The following is a 15,413-nucleotide window of genomic DNA, read 5'->3' as shown; positions in this document are numbered from 1 at the left end:
CTCACTCGCAAAAGCGGGTCTGGGTTGGCCCGGGATAATGGGGGAGGCGGAGCAACCCCCAGCGCCAGGCCAGATGGGGCACGAAACCGCGGGGCTTCGTCCGCTTCCAGGGAATGAAAAGGAGAAGGACGCCGAGGAGCGACCAGCCCACCAGCCCGCCGACGATGACGGCGACGAAGATGGTGGAGACCACGAGGATGAACTCCTGCGCGTCGAACCAGAGGATCTGGACCGGCTTGTGCAGAAATTGTGGAAGTCTCTCGTCCACGTCCTTCTCCCTTGCTTCACCCACATCTGAACAGATGTGAGGGTTACGAAGAGCGCGGTTCGCTCTCCGCCCGGCGCGGGGCCGATGAAGCCCCGCGCTGGTCTTTTGGCCGGTTCTTCAGACGATCATGCCGAAGGTCTGGAGGATGGAGTCCGCGCGGATGAGGCAGACGGCGGCCACGATCGTGGGAATGCCGATCATGATATTCGAGAAGAGACGCGAGACGCCGAACAGGAAGGCGGCGACACCGCCCACAAAGCCCAGCGGTCCCTTCACGCCCTGGTTCACCACGATATCGTAAATGTCGTAGCCAAGGTCGCCCGCGGTCGGTGCCTGGAAAGCGTGGGCGGCCGATGCGAGGGCGAGGGCAGCGACGAATGTTCCCACGGCATCGGCCGACGAAAAAGACGGGCGGCGCAGGCGCGGCAGATGTGCAAGCTTGATCATTTGTTTAGGTCTCCAGAAACGAGAGGAGCCGCCCCAAGACATGCCTGCCGGCACCGACTGGGTGTTCGCTGTCGGCCGACGACAGGCTGGGTGGCTCCTCGAAGATCGGGCGCCGTCGTCGGCATCTCGAGGCCTTGGGCTGCCATGCAGCCTTGAGGCCCGCCAGAATTAGGGTCAGGTCGGCGGCTTAGCTGACGGCCGCTGCTTGGCGAGCCAGGCTTCAATCTCGGCCTGTTGGAAGCCGGATATGAGTTGCCCATCGAGAATAAGCGTCGGCGTGCCCGATATGCCCATGGATTTGACCGCTTGGCGATGGGCCTGAACCTGGGCGGCGCCATCTGTGCACCGGTTGAGGGGCTTTGGTGGCTCACCGGCATAGGTCGCGCGGAACGCTGCCTCGCGGTCCTTCGCGCAGAGAATATGCTCGGCCTTCGAGGCTGCCTCTGGATGGATGCCGGACACGAAGTAGATCTGGCGGCGCACCGGTTTGCCTTCGGCCGCCTTGGTAGCCCAGAAGCGATCGAGCGCGCGGCAATAGGGGCAGTCGGGGTCGGTAAACTCGATCACCATTGGGGCGCCGGGCGGTCCGATCAGGAGCGCCTGGCTTTGATCAAGGGTCTTGAGTTTGGCTCGAGCCGCGGCATCCTGGGACAGGGCCGTGAGGTTGACGCCATTCTTGTCGTAGATGGTCGCGAACAGGAGATGATCGCTTTCCGGCGCGTAATAGAGGATGCGGCCGCCGGCGCTGGCCTGGAAAAGCGGGCCATGGATGGGAGATGGCGCAAAATCCTCGAACTGAAGATTGGCGAAGCTTTGGCGCAGCTGGGCCTCTGCAGATTTTGCGACTTGGGAAAGGTCCGGGTCGACTGGCCCCTGACTGAGCGCTGGTGCTGCGATGCCGAGCATCAGAACCGCTGCAATCAGGCTCGGTCTGTCGAGATGCCGGGTCATTGATCGCTTCCTGCGTCCGTTAGCGTCCGCGCTCGTGGTGTAATTTCCGGTGTAGATTGAGGTGATCGCATGGGGTTGGGCATGCCCAACCCCATGCGATTTCGAACTCGGTGGCCACCGGGCTCATCGGTAAGGTGGAGTTACCACACTTCACACGCCCACCGAGGAGTTGATCCCGATGACCGACGACAGACTACCGCTTGCCGAACTGATGGCGAAGACCGGAGATGGAGATTTCCTGCGTACGATCGCCGAGAGCGTATTGCAGATCATTATGGAGGCCGATGTCGACGGCCTGGTCGGCGCTGGCCGCCATGAACGATCGGGCGAACGCACGACCTGGCGCAATGGCTACCGCGACCGCAGTCTCGATACCCGGCTCGGCACGCTCAACCTCAAGATCCCCAAGCTGCGGACCGGCGCCTACTTCCCCGGCTTCCTGGAGCCGCGCAAGACTGTTGAGAAGGCGCTGGTCGCAGTAATCCAGGAGGCGTGGATTGCCGGGGTCAGCACCCGGCGCGTCGATGAGCTGGTGCAGGCGATGGGCATGACCGGGATATCCAAGTCCTCCGTGTCAAAGCTGTGCAAAGACATCGACGAGCGCGTCCATGCCTTCCTCAAGCGCCCGCTCGCCGGTGACTGGCCCTACCTCTGGCTAGATGCCACCTACCTCAAGGTGCGCGAGGGGGGACGGATCGTCAGTGTCGCCGCGATAATCGCCGTCGCCGTCAACACTGAGGGCAAGCGCGAGATCGTCGGCCTGCACATCGGCCCTTCCGAAGCCGAGCCCTTCTGGTCGAGCTTCCTCAAGGACCTCTCCCGCCGCGGCCTGACCGGCGTGAAGCTGGTCATCTCCGATGCCCACGAGGGCCTCAAGGCAGCGATCACCCGCGTGCTCAGCGCCACCTGGCAGCGCTGCCGCGTCCACTTCATGAGGAACGCGCTCGCCTACGTGCCCAAGGGCCAAAACACGGTTGTTGCTGCTGCGATCCGCCAAGTCTTCCTCCAGCCCGATCATGCGGCCGCAACTCAGGTCTGGCGTCAGGTCGCCGATCAATTGCGCGCCAGATGGCCCAAGCTCGGCGCCTGCATGGACGATGCCGAGCACGACGTGCTCGCCTACATGACCTTCCCCGAGCAGCACCGGGTCAAGCTTCACAGCACCAACCCGCTGGAACGCCTGAACAAGGAAGTGAAGCGCCGCGCCGATGTTGTCGGCATCTTCCCGAACGAGGACAGCATCATCCGCCTCGTCGGTGCCGTCCTGCTCGAGCAGAACGATGAATACCAGCTCCAGCACCGCTACATGCAGATCGAGGGCATGGCCGCCCTTGCCACACCCATAACCGAGGAGGTTCAGCCGCTACAGATTACACCCAAGGCCGCCTGAAAATGCAGCCCGATGGCCAGCACCGAAATTACACCACATTGACGGACGTGACCCTGCGTCCGGACGTGTTTTCCTCAAGAGGAGGCGCTGATCGATCCTCACCGTGCTTCCCAGATCCATGGTTTCCTCTGCAGGCAACGCAGTGCGAGGCTCGCCGATGAAGAAATCGGCGCCGATTTGGGCAATCGCCAGTTTTTGTGGAGCCAGCGGCGGCCCAATGGGGCGTATCTTCCGGGCTGCGGACGCAGAACCCGGAGCGAGGACGAGTGTGAGCAATCCGGCCATGATAGCCAGGCGTGACGCTGACATTGGATAGGTCTCCCTATTGCCGGGCGCATTCGCGCTCTGGCCTTGCGGTCCGGTCTGGGCTGAGTCGTTGCGTTCTCTTCGAGCGGCGTCTCGACCTCTGATCGGGTGGGACAAGCGATGCATCCAATGCTGCACACTCGGCAATGGGGAGGGCACTGAGATGCCGTAAGCGGCACTGAGGTGCCGAAATCGGCATTTCAGTGCCGCTTTTATGCGCATGGACAGCTTCAAAATCGAATTCGGTCGTCAGGAGACAAGCGGATTTTGCGAATCAGAAAGGCTATCGATGGTGACACCCAAGTCTCGGACCTACCGGCTGCATCTATCGGAGGAGGGGACCGACACGTTTCTCGAATGCCATTCCCGGTTGGCACGCATTGCCAGGCGGTTCATTCCTTATGGAACCACGCTGACCGTCGCCACGCTGCTCCTCGAGGCGCTAGAAGGTCCGGAACTGTCCGATGAGCTTTGCGCCCCGGTAGTGAACCGCCTGGCCGGACGGATCGAACATTTTGTCGGTGCTTCGCCCTGTCTCGCCCAAGCAGCGGCAAAGATGCTCGACCACATCGAGATTGCACCGGGTGGCGGGCCCTCCGTCACGGCCGCCCGGCTTTTCATGACCGCCATCGCGCTCATGTCCGCAAGTGAAGACAGCGAAATTGAGCGAGCCTATCGCCGCATCGGGACGGCGTTCGCGCCACCGAGCCCTGAGACGCCCGGTTGAGCCGGGATGTTGTTCATCGACAGTCGGTGGCATCACCGATCGTTCCGGCGCATAGCGCAGCGCGGACCTTTTGGGGGAACTGGCAATGGCACAGATCACCGACCGCGATCTTCACCTGGTAAAGAAAGCACTGTGCCTGAGCATCGCTGTGATTGAACAGCAGCCTGACGGTCCGTTCCGCCCTGATTCCGATGCCGCCGACATGAAGGATCTCGCCGATCGGCTCATGGCGAACGATGCCGAACTTGCCCATTATCTCCGTTCTGCGCGGATAATCCTGGCGGGTAAGCCCGAATAAAGCGCGATTTTCTAAAGGCCGAGCATATCCAGGCAGGCGCTGGCCTGTTGATGATAGGCCCCACCAAAGAGGCGAACATGGACCAGGAGCGGCCAGAGCCGATAGACGGGCTGTCGCTCTTGCCATCCCTGTTCAAGGCCGCAGGCATCGTAAAAAGCTGCCGGGGGTTGATCGAACAGGCTGAGCATCGCGAGGTCGACCTCGCGGTCACCAAAATAGCAAGCCGGATCGATCAGCCCCGAGACCCGATCTTTCTCTATAAGGATATTCCCGCCCCAGAGATCTCCATGGAGCAGCGCAACCTGAGGCCCAGTTGGGATATGGTCGGCCAGGCGGTCGGCGAGCCGACTGACCCTATCCGCCAGATGTGGCTCGATATGGGGAAGATGGCAGCACAGGCGCCTCTCCGCCCAGAATTCGACCCAATTATCAGTTCTGCCGTTGGGGATGGCGACCGGCCCGAAACCATGATCCCTGTCCCAGCCCGATTGCTGCCGAGTGGGTCGGTGAAGATGATCGAGGACTTCGGCCAGCTGCGCCCAGGAGCGCGCGATCTGGCCCGAGCCAGGCAAATCCTCAAGGAGCATCAGTCCCTTCTCGACTGCCAATACCGACGGGACCGGGGCCTGCGTTGCATGAATAGCGGCAAGCATGATGGCTTCCTCTTCCACCAGCGGTCCGCGCTTGGCGATTATCGATCGTCCGTCCGCAAGGCTGAGACGCAACACGTTGCTGAGGTCGCCGCCTGAAACGCGCGCCGCACTCACCACGCGTACGCCCATTAAACTTCCTGCACGCGTGAATATTGACCTCATTTTGGTTGGGTCTCCTGGCGTCGTTCCGTCATAATATCTGTTGCACCTGAAGTTGAGGCCGCGCGCCTGATTTTCCTGCTGAATCACGCAGGATAGGTAAATCTCGCTCACTCTCAAAATGGGAGTCAAAAAATTTGACCCACGGCACATTTCACACGACCCTGATCGAGTCGGAATGTGCATGGGAGCTTTGAGACGCGATCAGGGAGGCCCTGATGATCTCATCTCAAGGCGGCGCCTTTGAAGAGGGGGCGTCGATACTGGCCGAGGTCAAGACGATCTCAGGTCGCCGCATAGAAGAACGGCGCAAACGCCATCGCATTACGCAAAAGCAACTTGCTGCCGATGTCGGGATCGGCGTGCGGTGGCTTCGTGAAATCGAGGCGGGCAACCCGAAGTCCCGTGTCGATGATCATATCGCTTGCGCTCATGCCCTTGGGCTCTCCTCAGCGCACCTTATCATTCCAATGCTGTTTCTGGAGCATAACATGCACTTTCCTCGCCATTTCTTTCTCGACGACATGCAGAAGCTGGAAACGCTGCTGGTCGAATTCATCTCAAATCTCAGCCTCAAGACATTCCTTCAGGCCGGTAATGGACACAAGGGGCCGGGCGGCGCCGGCTCGGCAAGGTAGAGCGGACTTATGTCGCCCGACGCCTTCACCGCCGATCGCATTCACCGCGAGATAAAGAAGCTGATCATGGCCGGCAAATTCACGCCCGGCTTGCCGCTGACCGTCCAGTCGCTCGCCGACGAATTTGGGACGAGTACGTCTCCTGTGCGAGATGCACTCAATCGGCTGGTGGGCGAGCGTCTCGTTGAAACGCAGGGCGGCGGTGGGTTTGCTTTGCCGGAAATCACCAAGCGTAACGTTTACCATCTCTACAGCTACCATGCCGACCTTGTCCGGACGATCGTGAAGGTGATGGTTCGACTGGAGGAAATGGGTTCGCCACCTGCTTTCGTCGTCAACAGATCAGCGCACGGCCTGGCTTTGGCTTATGCGACCGCGGAGTTTTTTTCGCTGCTGGCATCCTGCTCCCCTAACCCCGAACATTTAGATGCGATCGTACAGGCGGGCGAGCGGCTCGCTATTCTCCGACTGCACGAAGGCCCTATCGGTAGGCAAGGCGAGGAACTCGCGACGCTATGGAATGTAACCCGTTCGGGAAACAGAAACGCAACACGGATCGCTATGTGGCAATATCACCGTCGACGTTTGTTACGAGCTGATCAAATTTCTTCAGCGGCGACACGAATGAGGTAAATCCTGAAAAGCCTTGAAAGCCTCGCTTCGCTGCCTGCCAAGGCGTTGCCATATTTCATTCGATTATGACGGCGATCATATATGCTCTCAAAATGAGAGCATATATGATCGGATATATGGCTTTTCTTTCATACCATCAGCGTTGCCGCAAATTCCTGCGGCGCAATGATGGAGATGAACATGTCCAATATCGAACATGACGAAGATATCGTCGATCTGGGTGCCGCTTCCGTCGAAACCCAGGGCGCCATCCGTGGCGTCCTCGACCTCACCGGTGGTCAGCTGAACCAGATGGGCATCGCTGACGACTGATCGATGAGGCGCGCGTCCTTTTGAAGGGCGCGCGCCGTAATCGCGTCTTCGAAAGAGGGGCGGACCCATGCGGTACAAGCTGAGGAATGGCCTGGCCTTCTGCGTCACTGGCGGAAGAACGATCTTCCTGGACGTCGCGGCTGATCGCTATTTCGGCCTGCGGCCGGAATGGGATGCAGCTTTCAGGAGATATCTTGAAGACAAGGAGGACGGTCCCGGGATCGAGCCCTTGCTGCGTGGTCAGATTCTCGTCATGGCAGATGAATGTGAACCATTTAGTCAGCAGGCTGTGATCCCGCCGGCTCGCCGGGAGGTCTTGGCTGAGTTCGGCCATCGCCTGAGCGGCAGGAGCTTGTTGTTCATTCTTGCCCAGTTCAGGGCGATGCTGGACCTGCGGTTACGCCGCTTTGACAGGATCGTATCTGGGATTGCCGATCGGTCGCGAGGACTCGGTGTCGTCGGTTGGAATTGTCCTGATTTGCGCGAGTGGGGACCAATTGTGGGCGCCTTTGCGGCCTCCGCGCCGCTGCGTCCCCGCAATACCCACTGTCTGACCAATTCGATCGCCTTCATGGACATGGCTTTGTCGGCGCGGTTGCCAGCCAAACTGATCCTGGGCGTCAGCGCATCGCCCTTTTCCGCCCATTGCTGGGTTCAGGCAGGTGATACGGTCTTAAACGACCGCCTCGAGAATATTTCGGCGTTTGAGCCGATCCTGGCGATCTGAGATGCTGGAACGCTACCTCGCAATCATTGATTATAGCGGTGCGCCGCTTGAGAGGCTCTCCTCCGAATTCCTAGCGGCCTCCGGGTTCCAAAGCGTTCTACCCGGAAAAAGCTGCGCGCTTTTGACCGGCTGTGCCGCGCAATTGCTCACGCTCCCGGCCGACCGAGGCGCGGTGATCGGCCCGGTGTTTCCGCGCCATGGTCCTGCCGCGCGCATATTGCCGAGCGACAGGATCTTTCCCGATGATATGCTCCATGGTGATCCAGTCGCGACTTTAGCTGAGCGCTATTGGGGCGGCTATGTTGCCTTGCTCACGCCTGAGAATAGGATGCTGGTCGCGCGTTCCCCCGGCGGCGCGCTGCCAAGTTATTTCACGATGCTTCCAAGAGGATGGGCAATCTCGTCAGACATCATGCTTCTCGTCGAAGCAGGTCTGGTTCGACCGTCGGTGAGTTGGGCGGAAATTCCACGCTATCTGGGCGCCAAGGACCTGCCACAGGCCAGGACGGCACTCGATGGCGTTACGGAATTGCTTCCTGGTACTGCGGTGGAACTGGTCGAGCGAGAAGCTCGGGCGTGGCAGTTCTGGAACCCTTGGGATTTTGTTTCCGAGCCGCTTTTCTGGGATAGCGAGGAGGTTGCCGAGCGCCTGCGCCGCACAGTTGATCATTGCGTTGCGTCCTGGGCATCTACCTCGCTGGCTCCCATCCTCACATTATCAGGAGGGCTCGATTCCTCGATCGTCGCGGCGGCGCTTTCCAGAGTAGGCAGGCGTGCGAGCAGCGTGACGATTTCGACCCTGAGCCGTGATGGCGATGAGCGGGACTATGCCCGCGTAATGGCGCAGGCATCGGGTATGAACCTTATAGAGGCCACTTATGATCTGGCGGATGTGGATATGTCCAGATCAGTGGCAGAACAATTCCCAAAGCCGATCGGATTCGTTCACGAACTCGCCTATCATTCGGCCTTGTTACGCGCGGTTGGCGAGGCTGGCGCAGACGCCGTCTTTACCGGAAATGGCGGCGATAACGTCTTTTACAATAGTAGTTCTGTTCGGCCATTTTTCGACGCGTGGAAAGCCAGAGGTTTCCACCGTGAAACCGCTCAGTCGATAGCCGATATCGGGAGGGTGACCCAGGTCCCTCGATGGGAGGTATGTCGCCAGATCGTCAAAGCCGCTCGCACTATGCGTCGGCCCTATCGATGGCATCTCGACATTGATTTGATGGAGGCGGACGCCGCTGAGGCGTTGCAAGCAGACCCGCCGCAGCACGATTGGCTAGAGAAGGCACCACTCACACGGCCCGGAAAACTGGGCCATATCGCGCTCCTCCTGCGCGTTCAAAACCATGTCGAAGGCTATCTGCGTGGCTTCGGTTTGCCCATGATCGATCCGCTCATGTCGCAACCGATTGTCGAGTTGGCTTTGGCCATCCCGACCTGGAAGATGATAGAGGGCGGGAGAAATCGGGCCATAGCGCGTCGGGCCTACGCCGACCTTCTCCCGCCACTCATCCGCGACCGTCGGCGCAAAGGAAGTCCGAGCAGCTTCGCGGTAGACCTGGTCAACCAGCGCCTCGACGAGATACGCGAGCGGCTGATGGATGGTGAACTTGTTCGTCACCGGCTTGTCAGTCGGTCAGCCTTGGACGAGGCGCTTGTCCATGGGCCGGCCATTGATCGTCACTATGTCCGGCTCATGGCGCTTCTCGACATGGAGGCGTGGATTACGCGCTGGCAAGCAATCCCGAATGGTCAGGGTCATCCACCCGGTTTTGCCTCTCTCTGATTCCAGCTTCTTCGCATCTGTTGCCACCGCTCAGCCTCTTGGGCTGCTTGGCTTCCCCCAACAGGCAACTTGTCGAGCAACCAGAAATTGAACCAGTCGATAGCCCGTCGATAGATCGCAACCCTATGAGCAGGTTGTCGTTTCACATGATGCTCATCCGGGAAGACATAAAGATCCACGGGCTTGCCGGCGCGGCGAAGGGCTGTGAGGGCTTCGAGGCCTGAAAGATATTCATCGTCCGACATCTGGGCCAGGACCGGGAAGGGAATGCGATTTGCATTTCGCGCCCAGGATAGGCCCTCCCAAAGGGACGGATTGTCGGAAGGGGAGGCGGGCCAGCCCAGCTTTTCATATTCCGCCTGAATAGCAGGCCCAAGGAGCCAGGTTTGCGACCCTTCCCAGCAGCAACTGCTGATCGCAGCCGCTTTGAAAAGCGTGCTGTGAAGAGCAGCGAATTGCACGGTCGATACGCCATCACTCAGGCCTGTGATGCCGATGCGTGCTGGATCGACGAGGCCGGCGCTAATGAGCTGCTGAACCTTCGTCTCGATGGCTGACAGGATGCTGCGCCGTTCCATGAAGCCGTCGAGCTGGCGCCGCTCTCGTTCATGTGGGTCGATCTTTTGATCGCGCAGTGGCGCGGGTGGCCGCTGGATCGAGAGAACCAGATATCCGGCCTTCGCAAGCAACTGGATAGGATATTCGTCTCCCGTACCGCCGCGCAGAAACCCTCGAGACTGTTGAAAAAGGATCGCGTGGGATCAGCGTGGTGGATGACAGGTGACGCCGGGCACCGGAGGATGCGCCGCGTATCAGGCCGGCGCGGCCTGCCGGGCCAGCAGCTGGAGGTTGTATGCCGCGGCAGCCATGGAGAACTCCTCAGCTGCTCCGGCGAGGCCTCTCAGCTTGAGCGTTCGTAGCCCCAAGTTGCGTTTCAGGTGGCCGAACACGCGCTCGATCCGCTTTCTTCGACGCCGCGCGTGCACATAGGCGTCGGTGCCGGCAAGGGCGCGCGCGGCATCGCGGGCATCCTCGCTGACGAGGCGGGTGATGCTGCGTTTCCGGCTGACGGTGCATCGGGGCTTCAGTTCGCAGCCAGCACAATCGGCAACATGGCTTCGGTATACGCGAACTTGGTTGGCGCGTTTGGTGCCGCAATAGCCGAGCGGCTTATCGGCCGGGCAGCGATAGGTATCGGCCTCGCGGTCATAGCGAAAAGCATCACGGGTGAAGAAGGCGTCGCGTTGGCGGCTGCGGTCGATGACCGGGATGTACGGGGTGATTTTCCGGTCGATTAGCCAGCCGAGCAACGGGCCGCTGCCATATGCTTTGTCAGCCGCGAGGCTCTCGGGTTCGATGCCCAGCCTGGTGCCGGCGCGTGACACCAGCGTCCGGGTCGCCGCCACCTCGGCTGCGAAGCGGGCGGGCGTCGCCTCCACGTCGAGGATGCAGTCGGTGTCGAGGTCGAGCAGGGGGTTAATGGCGTATGCGTAGCGCGCCGGTCCGTGCTTGCAGGTCAGCGCCGCCTGCGGGTCGGTCGGCGAGATGCTGGTCGGATCGACGGGCGCTGGTTCGTCGGGGTCCGGCGGCAACGCGGCATCGAGCGCCGCCAGATATTCGGCGACGGGTCGCGATATGCTTTCCCCGGCACGAAGCTCGTCTGCGGCGACGGCCCCCTTCAGCTTCTTCTCGCGGCTGGCGTCGGCCATGATCGTGCTGCCGTCCACCGCCAAGTCACGCCCCGTTACCAGCCCGGCCGCGGCGCACCGCGCGACTACCTGCTCGAATAGCAGACGATGTAAGTCGCAGGCGCGGAAGCGGCCGTGCCGGTTCTTGGAGAAGGTGGAATGGTCGGGCACTCGGTCGCCCAGATCGAGCCGGCAGAACCAGCGATAAGCGAGGTTGAGATGCACTTCCTCGCACAGGCGCCGTTCCGAGCGGATGCCGAACAGGTAGCCGACAAGCAGCATCCTGAGCATCAGCTCCGGATCGATCGAGGGTCGACCGCTCGCGCTGTAGCTCGCTGCCAGCGCCTCACGCACGAAGCCGAGGTCCAGCACGCCGTCGATGCGCCGGAGAAGGTGGTCGGCAGGCACATGATCGTCGAGCCGGAAACCGTAGAACAGCGCGCCTTGCGCCACCTGCCGACCCATCATGTCCATACTCCCGCCGCCTGGCAGGAGTGAATCACGCCTTCCTCGTCGTCGCAAGCACGCGTTTTTCAACAGTCTCCCTCGGCTTTGATATTGGACGACTATCAAAGGATAGCGCTGCCCGACCCGGTAATCTGGTGGATAAACGAGGTCGCCATAGCATTCGAGATCGCGATCATTTTTCCATTGCAGCCGCTCCGCATGCCCGAGAGCGAGAGAGCCGAATTCGGGATTGGGATTGAAAATCACCTGCGACCGACCGCTTTCGGGATCAATCCGATCGAGATATCTCGGTGCTACCGATTGCTCCCGGGCACAGATAATGTCCGTGCCAAGAGCGCCACAATTCATAAGCAGGTTCGATGTCTGCATGATTTTGCGAACGGATTTGCGAGCCGGTTGCCATTCATAAATTCCCGTCAGGCTTCGGCCCCAGCCTTCACGCCGGACATAACGGATAGCGTCGCCGGCCATCCATGGTTGTCCCTCGACATCCGTGCAGCGACTGTCGGCGCAGATTATTTGCGCTGTCCCATCTGTAAGGGCGAGGCGGCTGACGCCATCGACGTCGACTGCCAGCGTCGCCGCTTTTCGATGTGCTCGGGATGGAGCGTCGGACGCTGAGAAGATCAGCGCCTGTGTGGGCGCGGCCAGGCGATGTTCACCAGTTAAGATGTTGATTGATACAAAACTGTAATGGGCCGGCCCCCGCGGAAACGGCCGGTTTCTTCCGTAAGGAAACCAGCGTTCATCAAAATGATATCCTGACAAGCTCTCTTGATCGAGCGCATCGCTGGCGCTTGCGTCGTCCCGTACTTTCGCGATGACCGATAACCCACCGCCGTCGAACCGGAAATCGACGATATCATCGTCGAATGTCGCCGTCATTTTGCTCCTACTTCCGTCCCAACTCCAGAGTTGGAGGCGGCCATCGACATATTTGAGATAGGCAAGATGTTTACCATCGGGCGACCAGCGGGGTGTGATGACCTTGGGAAAGCCGCTCGGGAACCCCGTCATCCCGTAATAATCGTCAAAACGCCAGAAGGCTGCGCCAGCGCCGCTGTCGATAAGGCGCGGACTGCTCCCCAGCGCGATGACATAAATGCCCGAACAAAAATCATTGCTGGCGATGTTGGCTCTCGCAACGCTGACGGCAATGGCCTGTCCATCGGGAGAGACTGAAAACATGGGATCTACATCAAGATCGGGGATGGATCCCATGTTCAGGGTTTCAATGAGATCGCCGGCCGAAAGTGAATGGCTTGGACCTGGGCTTTTGATTTGTAGCGCGGCCTTGCAATCCGACGCAGGGGTCGGACTGCTCGCCGCTGCTGCCAGCGCTAGGGCAAGGAGCGGGAGCATTACCAGGCCTTGGAAATCGTTAGGCTGACGAAGCGGCCGACGCTTGAATAGTTGGTCGCGTCATATGGCGGGCTGTTCGCCCCAGAGGTTCGGATGAGCGAAGGCATTTCATTGAACAAATTCTGCGCTGACAGAAGGAACGACCAGCCCCCGAGAAGCCCGGGTCCGTCGAACTTGATATTGGCGCTGAGGTCGACCGATTGGAAACTGTCGACCTTGTAGACCTGCGTTGTTCTTCCGTCGGTCGTGCCGCCGATATAGTTATAGCTCGCTGTCAGCCCGATATTGCCCCGTTGCCAGCCCGCGCTTGTTCGCGCGCGCCAATGCGGTGGGTTGAAAATTGTGCCAGCCCTCTCGATGCTGGGCTGGCTCGCTGACAAGCGTTGGTCGCTCTTGAGATAGCTGGCGTTCGTCTCGACACTGAACGCATTGGCGCCGTTGCGGAAGGCGTAGGAAGCCGTGACGTCAACGCCCTGGATTTTCTGCCGAGCAGCATTTTGTAGCTGGTTGTGGACGATTGCGACAATGCCGGCCGGGTCATACGGGCCATCGGTCTGATTGCTGACGCCAAGCGGCAGGTCGGTGGTGGCGGCCAAAACCTCGGTGAGGCTCGGATTGAGCAGGACGAGGTCTGCATATTCACTGCGGAAAGATTGATAGTCGTCGGCGATCGGGCTGACGACCCGCCCCTTGTAGCGGACATGGAAATAGCTTGCCTGCAGGCTGAGCCCCTCGACTGCTCTCGGCGCAAATTCGGCAGTAAGGGTCAACGTCGTCGCCCGCTCGGGGGCGAGGTTTCGGCTGCCGCCGGCGAGAACAAGGACGGCTCCGGCTGTCGCGGGACTAGGCGTGAATTCGCTCGAAGCGAGGGTATAGCCCTGTTGCACGGTGTTGCGCTGGCTGAGCGTGGGCGCCTTGAAGGACTTGCCCCAGCTGCCCTTGAACATGAGCGCATCGACTGGCTGGTACAGGATACCGATTTTTGGTGTGGCTAGCCCGCCAAGATGGTCATAGCGCTCATAGCGTAGGGCCCCGGACAGCTGGAGTTTCTGGATGAGCAGTAAAGCATTCCGATCTGACACCAGCGGCACGACGACTTCCCCAAAACCATAGATCGCCGTTTGGGAATCGAGATAGTTTACCAGATTGAAGGTGCCAGCGGCGCGGACGCTGCGGACCGAAGCCGCGAGGCCATTGGATCGAAGACCAGCACCAAGCGCGAGGCGGACATCGCCGCCCGGAAAGGCGAAGAGCGGACCGTCGCCGCTGATTTCAGCCGACCATAGATCATTTTTATAGCGAATGAGGTTCTCGGCAAAACGCACTCCTCCTGAAAAGATGGAACCATCAATCTGTGTATCGCTGACGGCTCGTGTAGCTCTCGCTGTCACATCCCAGTCGGCTGGTAGATGAAAGGTGACCGAGGGGCTGACGGAATAGCTCTCGACAGCCGAGCGTGTCAGATTTCCACCGGTCGTGACTGGCGCGGTGGCGCTGAAGGGCAGCGCAGCGCGTGACCGGTGATTATTATAATGAGCGTCTATTTCAAACTCTGCCCCGTCCCCCAGGCGTTGATGCCCGGCCAGGATCGCACTGATCTGGCGCTGCGATGGCAACAGCGTCGTTCCGGGTTCCATATTGGCTGTCAGATCACGCTGCGCGGCTGTGATATCGGAAGCCTGGCTGAAATCGCCGGCCAACATCATCCCGCCGCCCGACCAATGGGCGCCCGACACTGCACTATATTGCTGCTGGAAGTTGCCGCCCTCTGTCGCGGCCCCGAGGCGAACGCTGGTGAGCAGTCCGTCATATTCCCGCCGCAGGATGATGTTGGCGACACCCCCTACGGCATCTGAGCCGTAAAGTGCCGAGGAGCCATCAGCGACAACTTCGATCCTATCGATGGCTGCAAGTGGGATTGCGGAGATATCCACGCCCTGGCTGGCAGCGTCATAGGCGAGCCGGTGACCGTTCAAGAGCGTCAGGGTCGTGTCAGGGCCAAGGCCGCGCAGATTGAGCGCGGAAGACGAGTTCACATTTTCCGAACCGGTCTGGACACTGGAGATGACACCCGGGTTCTGACCGCCGGAAAAATTCTGCGGGATGCTGCGCGCGAAAGAACCCAGATCGCTATATCCAAGCTCAGCGATCTTCTCGCGCGAGGATGAAAGGACAGGGGCTGTCGGCTTCGCTCCCCTGATGCGTGTGCCTGTAACTGAAAACAGCACATCCGTCGCGCCGGTTACCTCCTCGCGCGACGGTGCCTCTCGCCCCCGCAGGGTTATCGTACGATCCCTGATCTCGGCAGTGAGGCCCGACGGCGCGAGGAGGGCGGCCACGGCTTCTTCGACCGTGTAGGCGCCGGCTAGCGATGGGGCGCGCGCGCCCTTGAGGCTCTTGGGGTCGGCGACGAGCTGGTAATCGCTGCCGCGCGCGACGCTTCGCAAGGCTGTGGCAAGATCCTGTTCAGGCAGGTTGTAAGTCTTTTGCGCGTCCTGCGCATGTGCCTGACTGCAAATAGCGCCCATGCAAAGTGCAGCGCTGGTCATCAGCGCAATCTTTACGATTCCCATTATGTGCCCCTATTTCATGCT

General features: G+C 60.3%; 15 protein-coding genes. 8 read left to right on the top strand and 7 right to left on the bottom strand.

Annotation, left to right across the window (positions count from 1 at the left end; translation table 11 throughout):
- Position 1: 1 nt before the first annotated feature.
- The 3 genes from VHN57_RS09910 to VHN57_RS09900 all read right to left on the bottom strand — a co-directional run bounded on the left by VHN57_RS09910 (position 2) and on the right by VHN57_RS09900 (position 1,666).
- Positions 2-268: a type IV conjugative transfer system protein TraL gene (locus VHN57_RS09910; RefSeq protein ID WP_026109091.1), complete on the bottom strand. Its 267-nt coding sequence runs from the start codon at positions 266-268 to the stop codon at positions 2-4.
- Positions 269-385: 117 nt separating this feature from the next.
- Positions 386-715 (bottom strand): hypothetical protein, encoded by a 330-nt coding sequence (locus VHN57_RS09905; RefSeq protein ID WP_017500739.1) that lies wholly within the window; start codon positions 713-715, stop codon positions 386-388.
- Between the two features lie 174 nt (positions 716-889).
- Entirely contained in the window at positions 890-1,666 is a 777-nt protein-coding gene (locus VHN57_RS09900; RefSeq protein WP_017500740.1) for a DsbC family protein, read from the bottom strand.
- Between the two features lie 178 nt (positions 1,667-1,844).
- On the opposite strand from VHN57_RS09900, the gene VHN57_RS09895 reads away from it, so the two are divergent.
- The 3 genes from VHN57_RS09895 (at position 1,845) to VHN57_RS09885 (ending at position 4,387) form a co-directional block, all read left to right on the top strand.
- Positions 1,845-3,056: an IS256 family transposase gene (locus VHN57_RS09895; protein WP_099231114.1), complete on the top strand. Its 1,212-nt coding sequence runs from the start codon at positions 1,845-1,847 to the stop codon at positions 3,054-3,056.
- A gap of 520 nt (positions 3,057-3,576) precedes the next feature.
- Positions 3,577-4,089 carry a hypothetical protein gene (locus VHN57_RS09890; RefSeq protein ID WP_017500742.1) on the top strand — a complete coding sequence of 171 codons (513 nt, stop codon included), beginning with the start codon at positions 3,577-3,579 and terminating at the stop codon, positions 4,087-4,089.
- Positions 4,090-4,174: 85 nt separating this feature from the next.
- Entirely contained in the window at positions 4,175-4,387 is a 213-nt protein-coding gene (locus VHN57_RS09885; protein ID WP_081600906.1) for a hypothetical protein, read from the top strand.
- Positions 4,388-4,398: 11 nt separating this feature from the next.
- Here the strand turns inward: VHN57_RS09885 and VHN57_RS09880 are convergent, their stop codons facing one another.
- Positions 4,399-5,169: a fructosamine kinase family protein gene (locus VHN57_RS09880; protein WP_293919438.1), complete on the bottom strand. Its 771-nt coding sequence runs from the start codon at positions 5,167-5,169 to the stop codon at positions 4,399-4,401.
- Positions 5,170-5,417: 248 nt separating this feature from the next.
- Here VHN57_RS09880 and VHN57_RS09875 point away from each other — a divergent pair, with 248 nt between their 5' ends.
- From VHN57_RS09875 to VHN57_RS09855, 5 genes are all read left to right on the top strand, one after another.
- Positions 5,418-5,837: a helix-turn-helix domain-containing protein gene (locus tag VHN57_RS09875; RefSeq protein WP_026109094.1), complete on the top strand. Its 420-nt coding sequence runs from the start codon at positions 5,418-5,420 to the stop codon at positions 5,835-5,837.
- A 9-nt stretch (positions 5,838-5,846) separates the two neighbouring features.
- Complete coding sequence (locus tag VHN57_RS09870; RefSeq protein WP_017500747.1) at positions 5,847-6,470, top strand: GntR family transcriptional regulator; 624 nt, start codon at positions 5,847-5,849, stop codon at positions 6,468-6,470.
- A 180-nt stretch (positions 6,471-6,650) separates the two neighbouring features.
- On the top strand, positions 6,651-6,782 hold the full coding sequence (locus tag VHN57_RS09865) for a benenodin family lasso peptide (protein WP_232015888.1): 132 nt from the start codon (positions 6,651-6,653) through the stop codon (positions 6,780-6,782).
- A gap of 67 nt (positions 6,783-6,849) precedes the next feature.
- Positions 6,850-7,509: a lasso peptide biosynthesis B2 protein gene (locus tag VHN57_RS09860; protein WP_017500749.1), complete on the top strand. Its 660-nt coding sequence runs from the start codon at positions 6,850-6,852 to the stop codon at positions 7,507-7,509.
- Between the two features lies 1 nt (position 7,510).
- Entirely contained in the window at positions 7,511-9,301 is a 1,791-nt protein-coding gene (locus VHN57_RS09855; protein ID WP_017500750.1) for an asparagine synthase-related protein, read from the top strand.
- Here the strand turns inward: VHN57_RS09855 and VHN57_RS09850 are convergent.
- The 3 genes from VHN57_RS09850 to VHN57_RS09840 all read right to left on the bottom strand — a co-directional run bounded on the left by VHN57_RS09850 (position 9,274) and on the right by VHN57_RS09840 (position 15,368).
- Positions 9,274-9,990, bottom strand: a complete 717-nt coding sequence (locus VHN57_RS09850; protein ID WP_423283721.1) for a prolyl oligopeptidase family serine peptidase — start codon at positions 9,988-9,990, stop codon at positions 9,274-9,276. The two genes, VHN57_RS09855 and VHN57_RS09850, sit on opposite strands and share 28 nt — an antisense overlap.
- A gap of 123 nt (positions 9,991-10,113) precedes the next feature.
- Entirely contained in the window at positions 10,114-11,457 is a 1,344-nt protein-coding gene (locus tag VHN57_RS09845; RefSeq protein ID WP_031440800.1) for an IS1182 family transposase, read from the bottom strand.
- Positions 11,458-12,818: 1,361 nt separating this feature from the next.
- Positions 12,819-15,368, bottom strand: a complete 2,550-nt coding sequence (locus VHN57_RS09840; protein WP_293919432.1) for a TonB-dependent receptor domain-containing protein — start codon at positions 15,366-15,368, stop codon at positions 12,819-12,821.
- Positions 15,369-15,413 lie beyond the last annotated feature (45 nt).

It is taken from the genome of Sphingobium salicis subsp. salicis (assembly GCF_049472635.1).
Lineage (GTDB): Bacteria > Pseudomonadota > Alphaproteobacteria > Sphingomonadales > Sphingomonadaceae > Sphingobium > Sphingobium yanoikuyae_A.
This window is presented reverse-complemented; position numbering and strand designations above follow the sequence as displayed.